Here is a 15,442-nt window from a genome sequence, read left to right as displayed (position 1 = left end):
GCACCAGCGAGCGGGTCCTGGACGTAGCTCGTCCGGGCGGCTCCCGCTTCTGCTGCCCACCGGACAGCGGTGTGCGGTCGACGGGACCGATCAGCCGATGTCGTCCCCGTCGGTTCGGGTGCGGCGTCGCCGAGCCGACTCCAGGTCCGTGACGGCTGCTGCGCTGTCGGCGGTGTGGCGTTCCAACGCGAGCAGGTTGATCACCCCGGCGTAGAGCTGCACCTGTGCTTCCAGCTCGGCGCAGTGTCGGCGTAGGTCGGCGTACTCAGCTCTCAGCTTCTCCAGTTCGCCGGGTTCTCCTGCGCCGGCGGCGTTTACGGCGGCTTTGACGCGGGCCTGGAACAGCTCTTTCAGGTCCAGGTGCTGGTGGGTGAGCTGCCAGCGCCCGACACCGGCCTCGACGGCGAGTTGGGAGACGCTGAGCCGTCCGGTCGAGCGCAGCGGCTTGCCGTCCAGGAGCCGGTCCATCGCGGCGAGGAGCTTCTTGCGGACGGGATCCTTCTCCGTCACCGTGGTCGAGATCATCGGTGGTTCTCCACCTCGTCGTGGCGGGCCAGCAGGTCGGCGAGCTGGGCGTGGGGCAGCGCGAACCGCCGCGCCCACGTCAGCGGCGTCATCTCGGCCCTGCGCGCGTCCAGCCGGTCGTGCACGAGCACCTGGATCGGCAGGTGACCGGGCAGCGCCCGCGCGCACGGGCAGTCCAGGCATTGCATGAACGAGGCCCGGCATGGCTGTCGCGCCGGGGCATGGGGGCTGTTGTCGCCCGCGACGCAGGCCGCCATCACGGTGTCGAGTTCCCCGGCGATCATGCGTTTGAGCGTCACCGCGTCGACACCGTGCCGCGCGGCGACGGCCTCGGATCGGTGAGCGCCTGCGCGAGGTCGGCCTCGCTCAAATGCGCCATGATACCCCGCACGCGGGCCTTGTCGACCTCGCCGGTCAACGCGTCGGCCACCACCTGGCGATACTCGGCCAGGTTGCCGCGGTTGCGGGCCAGGTAATCGTTGACCAGAGTCGACTCGGTGTGCGCGACCGGCTTCTGGTTCAGTTCCAGGTAGGTCAGCCGCAGCAGACTCATCTTGATGGTCAACGCCTGCGGAGCTGTGTCCACGCCGTCGGCGTCGGCGGTCAGGTTGTGGCGTTTCGACCAGGCCGGAAGCAGAAGCTCCCGTCGACCACACGGAACCCGCGCCCGTCACGGCCTGTGGTGTGGTGGCCGATCAGCAGCCCATCGCAGCCGGTGATCTCGCGGGAGCGGCTGGTCAGCTCCAGCAGCAGTGTGTAGACCCCAAACGGGGTGTGCAGCTCGTCGTGCGCGGACATCGGAGCCGGCTCGGCGGGAATACTGATCCAGTTCGGAATCTGTTCCAGCACCAGGTTCATGTGCGCTCGCCGCCCGCGCCGAGGTTTGCGGGTGTCCAGGATCGCGGTGGCCGCCCGCCCGGTGTGGCCGTCGGCGCGGTGATGGGCGGCGGGCGCGTCGAGTATGACGTTCTTGTTCTCCCCGGTCATCACCGCCAACAGGATCGCGCCGGCCGTCGCTTCTATCGCGCTCAAATGCGCCCAGGCCACGACCTCGGCCACCGTGCCGAACTTGAGCACCCATTCCATGCGCGTCTCCCGGGTGCCTGAGCCGGCCCGACCGATACGACGCGGCACGTCACCGTGGCGGTCCACGAAGTCCAGCAGCTCCAGCCGCCGATTCGGATCATCGACCTCACCGGCCCGGTATCGGTCAAACAGCTGCCGGTTGCCGCGGATACGGGCAGCGGCGGCCCGCAGGTCCGCGCGCGCCGCGTCCGCGACGCGCTTGAACTCCATTCGGGTGTAGCTGGTCTTGGCCGCCGAGCGGCGGGCTCGCGGCGGATGACGCGTGTGCAGCTTCACCATCAGCGCGTCATCGAGGCCGTCCGCCCTCAGCAGCAGCTTCTTTATCGTTCCCGCACTACGCGGTTTCGCCGTCGGGCATCTTGCCCCGTCGCCGGTCCACGTCGACCACCATCCGCCCCGGCAACCGCTCGTATACGCCCGCGGCCTTCGCTTGCCGCACAGCTCGCGCCCGGGCGCCCTCGACGTAGGCCCACACCACGCTCAACGCGCGCCGCAGAATCCAATACGGATGCCCGTACCCGCCCTTGGCGCACTTGTCCGCCAACGCGCACGTGTAGAAACCGCGACCGGCCTCCGGCCTCGGCAGCTCCGGCAACACCACGCTGCCCCACTCGCTCAACCGCAACGCCGTACCGTAGAGGCCGTCGACGAACGCGGCGTCACGCTGTTCGTTGCGGCCCCGCCACGCACGATCCCGGCGACCCGAAACGTCTCGCCCACGTAGCCCGACATCGCGCCACCGCGCCCACGCCGCCGGATCCACCCACTTCACCGCCGCGTCTCGCCTGGCCATCGGGAAATCCACCTCGGCGAAAACATCGGCCACATCGCTGTAGCGGCACGACATCCACCGGTAGAACTTCTTGTACGCCGCAACGTCTTTCGCGAACGTCGAAGTCCCCACCGTCGCCACATTCGCCGGGTCCGTCAACCGCCAGAACTGGAAATCCTCGGCATGCTCCTCGTCAGCCTGCCAGCGCGGGCAGCCCGAGACCCCAGAAAACTCAGCCACAAACCCAACGAACGCGCGTAGTCCCGCCGTGTCGTGTTCGCAAACACCCCGAACTTCGCCGACGCCAGGAACCGATTCACCCGAACATCGGGAAAACCACTCGGAGCCAAAAGGAACCACTGCCCATACCGCACACCCAGCCGCCGAGCCCACGACCCCAGATCCTCGGCAACCCCACCGACCCCTTCCGGCAGCTCGGGCCACGACCGCTCCAGATCGAACCGATGCACCGTCCACGACCCGACACCCAATCGTCCACTCTCCTCGATGATCTCGGGTCATCGAACCACAACAGGAGAACAGCTATAGAACGATGTCGGAGGCGATGATGACGGCGGTGTCCCGCAGTGATCGGCTCGCAGGCGAAGGACGTCGCGGTGGATGTGGCTGGGTCGTCAGCGTCGCCAGCCGGGTCGACCGTCCACCCACACGACCGGGGCGGGGATGGTTCCGTCGCCGATGCACAGCCACAGCGTGACCCAGTTGATCCGGCACTCCCGGCGCATCTCGGCAGTGTCCGCGAAGCGCCGGCATTCGGGCCTGCGGAATGGTTGGTGGTCCACGGCGATCCAGTGCTCGACGCACGGCTGCGACCATCCAGGCCAGCGGCCGATTTGAATGTCCGGCGAAGGCACCCAGACCGGGCCGCAGTGGCGCCAGCGCAGCAGGGTGTCGTAGTCGATATCGGCGAGCGTGGCCATGCGGCCCATACCGAGGAAAGAGCGGACCCCGGCATCGTGGTGGTGCGGCGCTGGTCGCGTCATATATCGTCGTCCTCGTCGGTCATGCCGATTCTATTGCCGTGCGATAAGTTTCGTCAGAAATCGCGGTGCTGCCGCAACCGTCTGACACATAGTCGTAGGCGAACTGCGGCAGGGTGATGCGACGTGAGTGGTCCAGGGACAAAGCGCATCCCAGTACGCGGCTTTCACCGCGTCCCACAATTTCCAATGCTTGGGGGACCACTCGCGGACAAGGGCGAGGTCGGGCCGTGCGCCCGCTTCGCCGAAGTACACGACGCCCGGCAGACCGCTCGGCACTGCGTGCGACAAACCAGAAAAAGGCAGGGCAATCAGGTGGCGGCCGCCACAAATTTTCGGTGCCTCCTGCATTGCCATCACGCCGCGGAATACGTACAATTTTTTGTACGTCTCTGGCGGAGGGTGGTCGACGTGCGAACTATGTCTTACTCGGAGTCGCGCAAGCGGTATGCCGAGGTATTGAACAGTGTGGTCGACGACCGAGAGGAAGTAGTCATCACCCGAGCCGGGCACGATCCGGTGGTGATGGTGTCGCTCGATGACTACGAGTCGTTGAAGGAGACCGCGTACCTGCTGCGTAGCCCGGCCAACGCGCGCCGGTTGCTGTCTGCGATCGAGCGCTTGGAGGACGGTGAGGGCACCGTGCGGGATCTGGTCGAGTGAAGCTCGTCTGGGATGAGAACGCCTGGGCCGACTACCTGTGGTGGCAGGCGCAGGACCGCAAGATCCTCAAACGGATCAATCAGCTGATCGCCGATATCGCGCGTAACGGCAACGAGGGCATCGGCAAGCCGGAACCGTTGAAGCATGGGTTCCGCGGCTACTGGTCACGCCGGATCACCGACGAGCACAGGCTGGTGTATAAGGTCCTCGACGACGAGGTGCGTATCGCAGCCTGCCGGTACCACTACAACTGATGAGCCCTGCTGTCGAGAGTGCCTACCAGAAATCCCGCCACATCCGGACAGCGCCGCGAACCCCGGCACAACGCACGCAGTGCTCGCCGACTGTGCCCCGGAACGGACAGTTGGCTGCGGCCGACGCCGCGGTCGGGCCGCTGAGCCTCGCCCGGCAGTGAGTCCCTAGCCTGCCAGGCAAACTGACCCGGGCTTGTGGGTCGACTCGGCACTGTGGCCGCGTCCCGCCCTGTCGGCTGCCTGCGTTAACGTCGCCGGTATGCGGCTTCACGTGGGATGTGCGATGTGGACGCACGCGGCATGGCAGGATCGACAGCTCGCGCCGGGGGAGCGGCTGCGCTGGTACGCCACGTGGTGCAACGCGGTCGAGGGCAATACGACGTTCTACGCGACGCCGTCGCGTCGCTCGGTGGAATCGTGGGCTGCTCAGTCCGATCCCGAATTCCGATTCGTGATCAAGCTGCCAAAGCCGATCACGCACGAGCACAGGCTGATCGGCGCCGACGAAGCACTGCGGTCGTTTCGTACGTCGATGGAGCCGCTCGGAGAGCGCATCCACGCGCTGTGGGTCCAGCTGCCCGGCTCGTTCGGCCCGACCGATCTCGGCGCGCTGGCCGGATTCTTGCGGCGGCTGCCCGCCGCCTACCGGCCGGCCGTAGAGGTCCGGCATCCCGCGTTCTTCGCCGACGAACAGGCGGCGCGGAGGCTGGAATACGTGCTGTCGCGAGTCGGCGCCGAATGGATACCGTTCGATACCACAGTGCTTTTCGACGGTCCGCCCACCAGCACGGGCGAGCAGGAGGCGGCGGCGAAGAAGCCACGCCTGCCGCGCCGGATGTGCGCGCTGACGGAATACCCGATCGTGCGATATCACGGCCGCGACGACATCGCACGGACCGTCGAGGGCTGGCAACAGTGGGTCGGCGTGGTCACCGAATGGCTGCGCGAAGGCAGGTCGCCGACGGTGTTCTTGCATACTCCGGACAACGCCGAGGCATTGGGGCTGGCCCGCCGTTTTCACGACGAGGTTCGTGCACGGCTGCCCGAGCTCGATCCGCTCCCGGAGCCGACGCCGACCGAGCCGATGACCTTGTTCTGACCGAAAAGGACGTTCCCGCAGGATAAGGAACACCTGCGGGAACGTCCGGTCGGTCAGGACTGCAAGCCGACCTCGACCTCGAGGCTCAGCGTGATCTTGTCGCCGATCACCGCGCCGCCGTCGGGCAGCGGCATGTCGATGGTGATGCCGAAGTCGCGGCGGTTGATCACGGTCTTGGCCTCGAATCCCGCGACCGGGCCGTGTCCCATGCCGGGGTTCACGCCCAGGAACTCGACGTCGAGCGAGACCGGCTTGGTGACACCGCGGATGGTGAACTCGCCGTCCACCACGAAGTCCGCGCCGTTCACCCGGAACCCGGTGGACTTGAAGGTGGCTACCGGGAAGTCCTCGGCGTGGAAGAAGTCCGCGGCGCGCAGGTGCTCATCGCGCTGTTGGTTGTCGGTGGTGACCGAGTCGACCCGGATCTCGGCCTCTGCCGAGGTGGTGCCGTCCTCGCCGATGACCAGCTTGCCGGAGAAGTCGGTGAAGCGGCCGCGAACCTTGCTGACCATCAGGTGGCGCACCGAGAAGCCGAGGGTGGAGTGGGTGGGATCGATGGCCCAGGTGCCCGCGGTCAGGGCGTTGGCGATGCCGGTCGTCATATCGTTCTCCTCATATAGTTGAGATTTCAATTACTGGGATGTGCGTCGGTTTTGTGGAGGTCGGTCGGTGGGGGATCAGGGGGCGCCGAGCAGCTGTGCGAACGGTACAGGGTCTTCGTACGGATCGGTAGTGTGCCGTGCGTTGCCGAGCAATGGCGCGAATTCTGCTGCGGCGCGGTCGATTCGAGCACGCAGCCCGTCAGTTTCCGCCGACGCCCAGTCTTCGGACGACGCGTAGACCGACGTCGGCACGACCATCGCGCGCAGGTAGCTGAACATCGGTCGCACCGCGTGCTCGAGCGCGAGGGAATGCCGCGAGGAGCCGCCGGTCGCGCCGATCAGCACCGGCATCCCGGTGAGCGAATCAGATTCCAGCACATCGAAGAAAGTCTTGAACAGGCCGCTGTAGGAGGCGTTGAAGATCGGCGTGACGGCGATCAGGCCGTCGGCCGTGACGACGGTGTCGAGCACCTCCCGCAGTCCGCCCGCCGCGAATCCGGTCAGCAGGTTGTTGGCCAGATCGTGGGCGTGGCCGCGCACTTCGACGACGTCGAACATCGCGCCCCCACCGGACGCCGTCAGCGCGCGGTCGGTGGCCGCGGCCAGCCGATCGGCCAACAGCCGGGTCGACGAGGGCTGGGACAGGCCCGCGGAGACGACGGCGATGCGGGTCATCGGGTTGCCTCCAGTGCGGCGTCGCGTGCGGTGACCAAGGACGCGTGCGTCGGCGCGTCCGGAACGTGGGCCGGTCGCCGCGCGTCGAATTCCTTGCGCAGCACCGGGACCACTTCCTCGCCCAATAGATCCAGTTGCTCCAGCACCGTTTTCAGCGGGAGGCCCGCGTGGTCCATCAAGAACAGCTGGCGCTGGTAGTCGCCGAACGACTCGCGGAAGGTGAGCGTCTTGTCGATGACTTCCTGCGGGCTGCCCACGGTCAGCGGCGTCTGCTCGGTGAACTCCTCCAGCGAAGGGCCGTGTCCGTACACCGGCGCGTTGTCGAAGTATGGGCGGAACTCGCGGACCGCGTCCTGGGAGTTCTTGCGCATGAATACCTGTCCGCCCAGTCCGACGATGGCCTGGTCGGCCGAGCCGTGTCCGTAGTGTTCATACCGCTGCCGGTACAGCGCGATCAGCCGTTGGAAGTGTTCCTTCGGCCAGAAGATGTTATTTGCGAAGAATCCATCGCCGTAGTAGGCCGCCTGCTCGGCGATATCAGGGCTGCGAATCGAGCCGTGCCAGACGAAAGGCGGCACGCCGTCCAGTGGGCGCGGGGTCGAGGTGAACGACTGCAGCGGCGTGCGGAACTTGCCCTCCCAGTCGACCACGTCCTCCCGCCAGAGCCGGTGCAGCAGGTGGTAGTTCTCGATTGCCAGCGGGATCCCGTCGCGAATGTCCTTGCCGAACCAGGGGTACACCGGTCCGGTGTTGCCGCGGCCGAGCATCAGGTCGACGCGGCCCTCGGCCAGGTGCTGCAGCATCGCGAAGTCCTCGGCGATCTTCACCGGATCATTCGTGGTGATGAGCGTTGTCGCGGTGGACAGCTGCAGCCGCTCGGTCCGCGCCGCGATGTAGCCGAGCATCGTCGTCGGCGACGACGGCACGAACGGCGGGTTGTGGTGTTCGCCGGTGGCGAACACGTCCAGCCCGACCTCCTCGGCCTTGCGCGCGATCGTCACCATCGCCGTGATGCGCTCGTGCTCACTCGGCGTCCGGCCGGTGGTCGGATCGGTCGTCACATCACCGACCGTGAAAATCCCGAACTGCACGATGCCTCCTCGATTCCCAGTCTGACAGCAATTTGGTGGATATGGCAACCAAGGCAACCGGCGGAAGTGCCCGGCTATTCCCGCCGCGCCGGTGTGGCGTCGGTTACGGCAGGTATTCCCGCAGTCAGGTCACCTGTCAGGTGGCGGGTGACCGGATGGATTCCTAGCTACAGCCGCTACTCGCTCGGTCATGCACGATCTCCGCCTCATATGGGTGCGTGCCTACTCCAACATGCGGTGCCCGGTTCGTTCGCCCGTGTCCGGTAACTACAAGCTCGGCGACAGCGGGCCACTGGATTCGCGTGTGCGCCGGGAGCGCTACGGGAATCGGGTAGCCGACTACCCACGACATCCCGTGGTGGGTCCGCAGAATTGGCCGTCACAGGGTTGTAGCAACGGGTCGAAGGGGTGCCACATGGCTGGATATCGCGATTGGCTGTCGCCTGCTCCGAATCCGGAGCCGCCGTTGGAAAGTCGTCGCCGCGGCGAGGTCGAGCGGGTGGCAGGAAATCCGGCGGCGCGCGTGTTGCCGTGCCGGCCTCGCGCGCACGCCGCCGAGTCGGGACGGGCGGGTGCGGGTGTGCGACACGCGATGCGGAAGGGGCATGCGGGCGACACCTCGGCCGACCACGAAAACTACTCGGCGGCAAGGCATTTCGCCGAAGCAGCGGTTCGAGCCACGTTGGAGGTGCTCGATCGCAGACGACCGGTGTCGCAGCTGGCCGGGGTCGCCGACCCGACGGTGATCGCCGCGGTGCGCACCTTGATCGGTGCCGATCTCGTGCCGGGCCGCTCGCTGGGCGTCGCGGTGCCGAGCCGGGTGAGCGTGACGCTGGTGGACGCCAAGACCGCCGAGGTCTACGCCGGGTATACCCGCGGCAGGCGGCATTTTGCGCTGGCGGCGCGCATCGCACGCACCCGATCCGCGGGGTGGCGATTGACGGCACTGCGGATCAGGTGAAGCGAGGCCGCGGCGCGGTTCGCTTCCGCGGCCGGACGCCGCTCCGCGGGTCAGTTGCGCAGCAGCAGCAAGGTGCCCGCGACGAGGAGTGCGAGGATCACCGATGCGACGCCGTACGCCAAGCGATGGTCGCGCACGGCGGGGATGGCGCGGTCGACGGCGTAACGGCCGGGGCCGGTCAGAGTGATCGTGGTGGCGGCAAAGGTGAGCAGCAGTTCGTACTCGATGCCTTTGGGTGCGAAGAATCCGCTGCCCCATTTGACCGCGATCGCGTTGAGCATGGTGCCGACGATGGCCGCGCCCGCGAGCGGGGTGAGCAGACCGGCCGCCGACGCGAGGCCGCCGAAGGTCTCGGTGACACCCGCGACTACGGCCATGGCCTTGCCCGCGGGATAGCCGCTCGCGGCGAAGAACCGGCCTGTGCCGTCGAGGCCGCCGCCACCGAACCAGCCGAAGAGTTTCTGCGCGCCGTGTGCGGCCATAGTCAGGCCGACGGCCAGGCGCAGGACCGCGAGGCCGATATCGTAGGTCAGGGTGGTCGGCGCGTCGGTGCGCGCAATGGTGTCTGTCATTTTCCTGTCTTTCGGTGGGGCGGCGCTCAGCCGAGTTGAATGGATCGGCGGGCCATGCCGAACCAGTAACCGTCGATGACGGTGCGCAGCGAGTCGAGGTCGTTCTCGCCGGCACCGAGTGCGACGAACAGCGGTGCGAAGTGATCGGTGCGCGGATGGGCGAGGCTCGCCGTCGGCGCCTTGTGCTCGAAGTCGAGCATCGCGTCCAGATCGCGGGCGGCCAGCGCTTCGCGGCCCCACTCGTCGAATTCCACGGTGAATGCGTGGACGTGCTCGTCGTCGGTCGTCATGGCGCGCAGGTTGTGGGTGAAGAATCCGCTGCCGATGATCAGGACGCCCTCGTCGCGCAGCGGAGCCAGCCTGCGGCCGACCTCCATCAGCGCCCGCGGGTCCAGCGTCGGCATCGACAGTTGCAGCACCGGCACGTCGGCCGCCGGATACATCTCCTTCAGCGGCACATAGGCGCCGTGGTCGAGCCCGCGGTCCGGGACGTCGGCCACGGCGCCCTCTGGGCCAGGCAACAGGTTCCACACCTTCTCGGCCAGCTCCGGTGCGCCCGGCGCGGCGTAGCGCACCTGGTAGTAGTGCTCGGGGAAGCCCCGGAAGTCGTAAACCAGCGGCACGATGGTGGTAGCGCCGAGCGCGATCGGCGCGGCCTCCCAGTGCGCGGAGATCATCAGGATCGCGGTGGGTCGCGGAAGATCGCGCGACCACGCGGCCAATTCGGCGGGCCAGCTCACATGGTCGGCCAGCGGCGGGGCCCCGTGCGAGAGGTACAGCACCGGCATTCGTCCGGAATCCGCGCTGGCCATGCCGTTCCACCTCGAATCGCTAGTAGTTCAAATTTGAACATAAAAGGGACTGTAGCAAGTTGTTCAAATTTGAACAATGGGACTAGGGTAGAAGTCGTGGATCCGCAGTGGTTGAACGCGCGTGAGATGGAGGTCTGGCAGAACTTCCTCGCGGCGGGAGCACTCGTCGCTCGCGAGGTCGAGCGTCATCTCAAACAGGAGGGGCTGTCGCACACGCAGTATGAAGTCCTGGTCCGGCTCGCGGACGCACCGGAAGGCAGCCTGCGGATGACCGAACTCGCCGATGCGCTCTACACCTCGAAGAGCGGTCTGAGCTACCAGGTGACGCAGCTGGAGAAGGCCGGGCTACTGGTGCGCGAGGCATGCCCGACGGACGTGCGCGGTGTCATCGCCGTCCTCACCGACGCAGGCCGGGATCGTCTGGCGCAGATCGCCCCCGGCCACGTTGCCACGGTTCGCCGGGTACTCGTCGACGTGCTCACGCCCGCCCAGCAGGCTGCCATCGCGGACGGGCTCGGCGAGGTCGGCCGACGGCTGACCCCCTCGTGAGGTGAAACCGACCTCAGGCCACCGAGCTCAGCCAGTCGTGCATCCAAGACAGAGCGGTCTTTCCGCCGCCGACCGGATAACTGCCATAGCGGGTGTGCGCCTGGGAGCGGTAGAACTCGTCGAACAGACGAGCCCGTTCCTGGTTGGCCGACTCCGAGAGCTGGTTCTGCAGCAGCGTGATCCCGCCGTTGGTCATGAGATCGGCGACGATCGCGCCCATCTCGAGCTGGTAGCGCCAGATGTTGGCCGGTTCGGGATGGGAGGTCTGGGCCAGGAAGCCCGCGAAGCGGGTCACGAAATCGTCCGCCGCGGTGGCGCAGTAGAGGTCCCCGATCGCGCAGATGGTGCGGGTCTGTGGGCTGACGAAGCCGAACCCGCCGATCCGGGGACCGCCCGCGCCTGCGCCGGGGACCTGGGGGCCGACCAGCGCGTCGGCGGGCGAGCGGCGTGGGTCGGAGATGAGACCGACCGCGGCGATCCGGTGTGGCGGCACGACGCCGAGGCCGGTGCCGATCTCCGCGGCGAGATCACCCGCGGCGTCCGCGCCCTGGCTGTATCCGATCAGCGCGATCCTGGCCGCGCCGCACTGGTGGGCCATAGCCGCGATCATGCCGCGCGCGCCGTCCACGGCCTCGCGCTTGGAGGCTCCGTAGACCTCGCTCTCCCACGGAAATGCCGTCGCGGCGTAGCTGACGTAGTCCACGCGCACCGAGTCGGGCAGTCCGTTGGTGACGGCTGCGAGCATTCCGGGCCCTGGCCCTTCGCCATCCGGCCGATCGGTGGTCTCCCACGTCCCCGGGATCGCCACCACGTACATGCTCGGGCACCCTGAGTCGGCGGCGGCGGGCCCAGCCCCCGGGCCGACGCAGGACAGCGTCATCGCCGCGATTCCGATGGCCGCCGACATCAACTTCGATCGCATGGCGTTCGCTCCTGGTACTCCACGCGCCGCAGGGCGCTGCCCGGCAGGAATCGGCCTTCGCCAGTGCCGTGCGGTGGTCGGACCCGGCTCGTCGAAGGCGGTATTGAGACTCGTTGGTCTCAAATGTCCAGCCAGGATAGCGGCGGTGTGTGAGACGGCACAATTACCGTCTCAAGTGACGCATATCACATTGATAGATGCTGTGCTATTTGTTTGATTGGGTGCCGCTTTGGGGATGTGCTTTCCTCCTTTTGGTGTCGGTCGCTGAACCTGCTGATGGTTGACGACATAGCACAATCGGATCACCTCCTTCGGGCGGCCGGTTCGGTTGCGGTCTGAGCGTGAAATCCCCCGCCTCCAAGCAGGGAAGCGTTAACGAAAGGAACATCAGTGACAGACCGTGGCATCCAGGCCGATGCTGGGCCGGGCGCGTGGTATCGGAACTGGACCGAAACGCCCGACTCGCCCTGGGCGGGCCGTCCGGAGCCGGAGAGCGACCGGGAGTACCGGACGCTGACCTACGAGCGGGACGGCCGCATCGCGCGGATCACCTTCAACCGCCCGGAGAAGGGCAATGCGATCACGCCGGACACCCCGCACGACCTGGCGCACGCCGTGGAGCGTGCGGATCTGGATCCCCGGGTGCATGTGATCCTGCTGTCCGGGCGCGGCAAGGGATTCTGCGGCGGGTACGACCTGAGCATGTTCGCCGAGCAGAGCTTCGTGGTGCGCGGCGGTCCCGACGATGTGGCGGGGACGGTCGTCGATCCGACGGTGCAGGGCCGCAACCACAATCCGGCGCAGACCTGGGACCCGATGATCGACTACGCGATGATGAGCCGCTTCAACCGCGGCTTCGCCAGCCTGCTGCAGGCGAACAAGCCGACGGTGGCGAAGCTGCACGGCTTCGCCGTCGCCGGCGGCAGCGACATCGCCCTGTTCGCAGACCAGATCATCTGTGCCGACGACACGAAGATCGGCTACCCGCCCGTCCGCGTCTGGGGCGTCCCCGCGGCGGGTATGTGGGCGCACCGGATCGGAGACCAGCGCGCCAAGCGCCTGCTGTTCACCGGCGACTGCATCACGGGAAAGCAAGCAGCCGAATGGGGACTGGCAGTCGAGTCGTGCCCCGTTGACGAACTCGACCAGCGCACCGAGGAATTCGTCGCGCGAATCGCCCGCATGCCGATCAACCAACTGATGATGGCCAAGCTGGCACTCAACTCGGCGCTGCAGGCACAGGGGGTCGCGAACTCCGGCATGATCAGCACTGTGTTCGACGGCATCTCCCGGCACACCAGGGAGGGCTATGCCTTTCAATCACGTGCTGCCACAGCAGGTTTCCGCGAAGCTGTGCGGGAACGCGATGAACCGTTCGGCGATCACAAGCGCGGTCCGTCCGACCGGTAGTCCGCACGGTATGGAGATCGAACCGAAGATGGGTCACGCAAGGGCGACGTGCGGCGCTGGCACCGTCGGAGGCTGCCGACGCCGTTGCTACGCGTCGGGAGCGTGTCCGAGCCGCTTGTTCACTCTCGCGCGGTGCTTCCGCTCGACCGCCGGTGGTGTCGGTCGGCAGCGGCGAGTCCGACGTGGAGGTGTTCCGATGGGGCGGTCGGCCCGGTGTCGCCGAGAGGGGGCGCTCGGCGACACCGGCGTATCCGAACGCGCTGCGAGAGCGCACGTGCCGCCGCGAAGGGTGAGCACGCCACACCAGCATAGAGCGATCAATGGTTCGGCGCGCGCCGCGCATCCCGCACGGGCACACCGGACCACGGTGCATAGGGGCCGAATCGTGGCGCGCGCATGCCGTTCGACCGACTCGCCTGCCTGATCACGGGTGGATCTCGCGACCGTGGAACCGCGCTACGCCGCGTGTGTCGTCCGCGGCGCGCCGAATTGTTCCTCGTCTCGGAAAATGAACAGTTTCGCTGGCAGCGGTACATCGACTATGAATGGGATGTGCCGTTGCCATACGTGATCACTTGTCCGCCATCGAATCTCCCGTGCGGGGAGCGCTGATGGTCATCGAACATCCCATCGAGGACGAGGTCACACAGCTGGCGAGACGGGTCGAAAAGGCCCGTGGGCGGCTCGCCTACCAGTTCGATCCCGCGCTCACCGAGGCGCTGTCGGAGGACGAGCTGTATGCCGAACGTGACCTCGCCGAACGGATTCGCACGCAGGAGCGCGGACAGCGCTGGAAGGAGGCGCAGGCTGCGGCCGCGGCATCCGACCGTGCCAGGCAGACCACCGAAGCGATCGAGAAGGCCGACATGCGAGACCTATTGCTCGCCCGCAAGGCGATTGCCGCGCAGCGGCGAGAATCCAGCCCGCACGCGAAACTGGCCTCGCTCTACCGGCACCGGTCGTGGTCGCTGCGCGCGCTGGCCGGCGTCGTGGCCGCGGGCATGCTGTGGTCGGCGGTCAACGTCCAGCACAACATCGCTCCCGGTGGCGCGGCCGATCCGCTGTACTGGTTCAGCTACCTGCTCGAAGGCATGATCAGTGTCTGCCTGATCATCATCATGATCGGCACCAACAAGGTCGCCGAATGGGGCGTCATCGACAACCGGCGCCAGGTCGCCGCTGCCGAAGTCGCCCTGCTGTCCTTGACGGTCAGCCTCAACACCTACCCCTACCTGCGGGCGGGCGCGTGGTACGACGCCGCCGTGCACGCTATCGCGCCGGTGATGATCGGTGTCGCGCTGCTCATCCACGACGCCGCCAGCGCCCGCTACGGCCTCGCCATCGCCAGGGCCACCGAGCAGGTCCGCGATCTGCCCGACCCAGCCGAGCAGATTCGGCTCACGCTGCCCAGATACCGCATGCCCGCTCCCGCGGAAGTGACGGCGCCGGGCGCGCCGTACGATCAGCCCGACGTCGAAACACATCCGGAGCCGCCGGCCGAGGTGGCGCAGGTGAAGGTGATCCCGCAGGCTGACACCGAGGACGCGATCGTCGAAACCAATGGCGCACCGGCACATCCCGAGCGTCCCGCTCCCGTCGCCATGGTGAAGGCCGAGAAGAAGCGCGCTCCGGTCGAATCACCCCGGAAACCGGTGCTGCCCGATACCATCGCGGCGCTCGACGGGCTGGAAGACTTCGAGACTCGTCCCACCGTTCCGGTGCAGATCGAGGACACCGACGCGTCGGTGGCCGCGAAGAGCAAGCCTGCCATGGCGGCCAACGGCACGAAGGCCGACGTGGACAGCGAGCCCGTCGCACCGGCAACCAAGGTCGACGAACGACCGGCGGCGCCAGCACACATCGAAGAGCCTGCCGCGGCCAAGGCGGTCGTCCGGCAGAAGACTTCGGCCAAGCCACGGCCTTCGGTGGCCGACTCCGAAGCCCCGACCGTCGCGCTGCCGGTAATCACCGGGAACCGCCCGGTCGCCGAAGCCAAGAGCGGCACCGGAACGGTCGATGCCAAGAACGGCAAGGACAGCACCACGTCCGATGTCCGCCCGCCGGACATCTACGACACCGGCTCGTTCCGCGTCGCCGATATCCTCGAGCAGGAACTCGCCGAACTGCAGGCCGAGCGCCGTCGCGCCCGCACCAGCAGGCAGCGGACCGCATCAACCGCGGGACGCGAGTCCTAGCGAGTCCCGTTCTTCGACAACGGTGCCCGTCTCACCAGGCGACAGACCTGGCGAGACGGGCACCGTCGTTTCCGTCGTCCACCGCAGGATCTGTCGCGCCTCGGACGCCATGCCATCTGCCGTTGATCTGCCGACAGCTCTGCCGTCGATCTGCCGACAGCTCTGCCGTCGATCTGCCGACGCTCAGCCGTCGATCGGCCGAAAAATGGCCCGATCGGGCGCTTCGCCGACCAGAACGCCAAGTCTCGGCCAG

Annotated in this window: 19 protein-coding genes; 7 read left to right on the top strand and 12 right to left on the bottom strand. The window is 67.2% G+C overall.

Annotated elements, in window-relative coordinates; translation table 11 throughout:
* Window positions 1-90 precede the first annotated feature (90 nt).
* From AB4Z47_RS05680 to AB4Z47_RS05655, 6 genes are all read right to left on the bottom strand, one after another.
* Window positions 91-525, bottom strand: coding sequence for a hypothetical protein (locus tag AB4Z47_RS05680; RefSeq protein ID WP_441948400.1), 435 nt, complete (start codon window positions 523-525; stop codon window positions 91-93).
* Window positions 522-824: a hypothetical protein gene (locus AB4Z47_RS05675; protein WP_441948399.1), complete on the bottom strand. Its 303-nt coding sequence runs from the start codon at window positions 822-824 to the stop codon at window positions 522-524. Before AB4Z47_RS05675 ends, AB4Z47_RS05680 begins: the two co-directional genes overlap by 4 nt.
* Entirely contained in the window at window positions 821-1,111 is a 291-nt protein-coding gene (locus AB4Z47_RS05670; protein ID WP_441948398.1) for a hypothetical protein, read from the bottom strand. The genes AB4Z47_RS05675 and AB4Z47_RS05670 overlap by 4 nt, the downstream gene beginning before the upstream one ends.
* 17 nt (window positions 1,112-1,128) lie before the next feature.
* Window positions 1,129-1,890 (bottom strand): hypothetical protein, encoded by a 762-nt coding sequence (locus tag AB4Z47_RS05665; RefSeq protein ID WP_441948396.1) that lies wholly within the window; start codon window positions 1,888-1,890, stop codon window positions 1,129-1,131.
* 55 nt (window positions 1,891-1,945) lie between these two features.
* Window positions 1,946-2,623: a hypothetical protein gene (locus tag AB4Z47_RS05660; RefSeq protein WP_441948394.1), complete on the bottom strand. Its 678-nt coding sequence runs from the start codon at window positions 2,621-2,623 to the stop codon at window positions 1,946-1,948.
* 395 nt (window positions 2,624-3,018) lie between these two features.
* Window positions 3,019-3,387, bottom strand: a complete 369-nt coding sequence (locus AB4Z47_RS05655; RefSeq protein ID WP_441948393.1) for a hypothetical protein — start codon at window positions 3,385-3,387, stop codon at window positions 3,019-3,021.
* 408 nt (window positions 3,388-3,795) lie between these two features.
* Between AB4Z47_RS05655 and AB4Z47_RS05650 the strand changes: the two genes are divergently transcribed.
* The 3 genes from AB4Z47_RS05650 to AB4Z47_RS05640 all read left to right on the top strand — a co-directional run bounded on the left by AB4Z47_RS05650 (window position 3,796) and on the right by AB4Z47_RS05640 (window position 5,400).
* The gene (locus AB4Z47_RS05650) at window positions 3,796-4,047 is read left to right on the top strand and encodes a type II toxin-antitoxin system Phd/YefM family antitoxin (protein WP_441948391.1); all 252 of its coding nucleotides are present in this window, start codon (window positions 3,796-3,798) and stop codon (window positions 4,045-4,047) included.
* The gene (locus AB4Z47_RS05645; RefSeq protein ID WP_441948389.1) at window positions 4,044-4,301 is read left to right on the top strand and encodes a Txe/YoeB family addiction module toxin; all 258 of its coding nucleotides are present in this window, start codon (window positions 4,044-4,046) and stop codon (window positions 4,299-4,301) included. Before AB4Z47_RS05650 ends, AB4Z47_RS05645 begins: the two co-directional genes overlap by 4 nt.
* A gap of 259 nt (window positions 4,302-4,560) precedes the next feature.
* On the top strand, window positions 4,561-5,400 hold the full coding sequence (locus AB4Z47_RS05640) for a DUF72 domain-containing protein (protein WP_441948388.1): 840 nt from the start codon (window positions 4,561-4,563) through the stop codon (window positions 5,398-5,400).
* A gap of 53 nt (window positions 5,401-5,453) precedes the next feature.
* Here the strand turns inward: AB4Z47_RS05640 and AB4Z47_RS05635 are convergent, their stop codons facing one another.
* The 3 genes from AB4Z47_RS05635 to AB4Z47_RS05625 form a co-directional block, all read right to left on the bottom strand.
* Window positions 5,454-6,002, bottom strand: a complete 549-nt coding sequence (locus tag AB4Z47_RS05635; protein ID WP_441948387.1) for a YceI family protein — start codon at window positions 6,000-6,002, stop codon at window positions 5,454-5,456.
* Between the two features lie 75 nt (window positions 6,003-6,077).
* On the bottom strand, window positions 6,078-6,677 hold the full coding sequence (locus AB4Z47_RS05630) for an FMN reductase (RefSeq protein ID WP_441948386.1): 600 nt from the start codon (window positions 6,675-6,677) through the stop codon (window positions 6,078-6,080).
* The gene (locus AB4Z47_RS05625) at window positions 6,674-7,768 is read right to left on the bottom strand and encodes an LLM class flavin-dependent oxidoreductase (RefSeq protein WP_441948385.1); all 1,095 of its coding nucleotides are present in this window, start codon (window positions 7,766-7,768) and stop codon (window positions 6,674-6,676) included. Before AB4Z47_RS05625 ends, AB4Z47_RS05630 begins: the two co-directional genes overlap by 4 nt.
* A gap of 415 nt (window positions 7,769-8,183) precedes the next feature.
* On the opposite strand from AB4Z47_RS05625, the gene AB4Z47_RS05620 reads away from it, so the two are divergent.
* On the top strand, window positions 8,184-8,729 hold the full coding sequence (locus tag AB4Z47_RS05620; protein ID WP_441948384.1) for an Rv3235 family protein: 546 nt from the start codon (window positions 8,184-8,186) through the stop codon (window positions 8,727-8,729).
* A gap of 50 nt (window positions 8,730-8,779) precedes the next feature.
* Here the strand turns inward: AB4Z47_RS05620 and AB4Z47_RS05615 are convergent, their stop codons facing one another.
* Window positions 8,780-9,301: a DoxX family protein gene (locus tag AB4Z47_RS05615; protein ID WP_441948382.1), complete on the bottom strand. Its 522-nt coding sequence runs from the start codon at window positions 9,299-9,301 to the stop codon at window positions 8,780-8,782.
* A gap of 26 nt (window positions 9,302-9,327) precedes the next feature.
* Window positions 9,328-10,113, bottom strand: coding sequence for a dioxygenase family protein (locus AB4Z47_RS05610; RefSeq protein WP_441948381.1), 786 nt, complete (start codon window positions 10,111-10,113; stop codon window positions 9,328-9,330).
* Window positions 10,114-10,209: 96 nt separating this feature from the next.
* On the opposite strand from AB4Z47_RS05610, the gene AB4Z47_RS05605 reads away from it, so the two are divergent.
* Complete coding sequence (locus tag AB4Z47_RS05605) at window positions 10,210-10,662, top strand: MarR family winged helix-turn-helix transcriptional regulator (RefSeq protein WP_441948379.1); 453 nt, start codon at window positions 10,210-10,212, stop codon at window positions 10,660-10,662.
* A 13-nt stretch (window positions 10,663-10,675) separates the two neighbouring features.
* Here the strand turns inward: AB4Z47_RS05605 and AB4Z47_RS05600 are convergent, their stop codons facing one another.
* Window positions 10,676-11,584, bottom strand: a complete 909-nt coding sequence (locus tag AB4Z47_RS05600) for a cutinase family protein (RefSeq protein WP_441948377.1) — start codon at window positions 11,582-11,584, stop codon at window positions 10,676-10,678.
* 390 nt (window positions 11,585-11,974) lie between these two features.
* On the opposite strand from AB4Z47_RS05600, the gene AB4Z47_RS05595 reads away from it, so the two are divergent.
* Together AB4Z47_RS05595 and AB4Z47_RS05590 are read left to right on the top strand one after the other, a co-directional pair.
* Window positions 11,975-12,994, top strand: a complete 1,020-nt coding sequence (locus AB4Z47_RS05595) for a crotonase/enoyl-CoA hydratase family protein (protein WP_441948375.1) — start codon at window positions 11,975-11,977, stop codon at window positions 12,992-12,994.
* A gap of 611 nt (window positions 12,995-13,605) precedes the next feature.
* On the top strand, window positions 13,606-15,189 hold the full coding sequence (locus AB4Z47_RS05590; protein WP_441948374.1) for a hypothetical protein: 1,584 nt from the start codon (window positions 13,606-13,608) through the stop codon (window positions 15,187-15,189).
* Window positions 15,190-15,442: the final 253 nt, after the last annotated feature.

Origin of the sequence: Nocardia sp. 2TAF39 (genome assembly GCF_052114905.1) — a bacterium.
GTDB lineage: Bacteria > Actinomycetota > Actinomycetes > Mycobacteriales > Mycobacteriaceae > Nocardia.
Note: the sequence above shows the minus strand (reverse complement) of the source record. Positions and strands in the feature narration are given on the sequence as shown.

Coding starts and splice junctions, on each gene's coding strand:
- AB4Z47_RS05680 (WP_441948400.1), bottom strand. CDS start 525: ATGATCTCGACCACGGTGACGGAGAAGGATCCCGTCCGCAAGAAGCTC.
- AB4Z47_RS05665 (WP_441948396.1), bottom strand. CDS start 1,890: ATGGTGAAGCTGCACACGCGTCATCCGCCGCGAGCCCGCCGCTCGGCG.
- AB4Z47_RS05655 (WP_441948393.1), bottom strand. CDS start 3,387: ATGACGCGACCAGCGCCGCACCACCACGATGCCGGGGTCCGCTCTTTC.
- AB4Z47_RS05640 (WP_441948388.1), top strand. CDS start 4,561: ATGCGGCTTCACGTGGGATGTGCGATGTGGACGCACGCGGCATGGCAG.
- AB4Z47_RS05635 (WP_441948387.1), bottom strand. CDS start 6,002: ATGACGACCGGCATCGCCAACGCCCTGACCGCGGGCACCTGGGCCATC.
- AB4Z47_RS05630 (WP_441948386.1), bottom strand. CDS start 6,677: ATGACCCGCATCGCCGTCGTCTCCGCGGGCCTGTCCCAGCCCTCGTCG.
- AB4Z47_RS05620 (WP_441948384.1), top strand. CDS start 8,184: ATGGCTGGATATCGCGATTGGCTGTCGCCTGCTCCGAATCCGGAGCCG.
- AB4Z47_RS05615 (WP_441948382.1), bottom strand. CDS start 9,301: ATGACAGACACCATTGCGCGCACCGACGCGCCGACCACCCTGACCTAC.
- AB4Z47_RS05610 (WP_441948381.1), bottom strand. CDS start 10,113: ATGGCCAGCGCGGATTCCGGACGAATGCCGGTGCTGTACCTCTCGCAC.
- AB4Z47_RS05600 (WP_441948377.1), bottom strand. CDS start 11,584: ATGCGATCGAAGTTGATGTCGGCGGCCATCGGAATCGCGGCGATGACG.
- AB4Z47_RS05590 (WP_441948374.1), top strand. CDS start 13,606: ATGGTCATCGAACATCCCATCGAGGACGAGGTCACACAGCTGGCGAGA.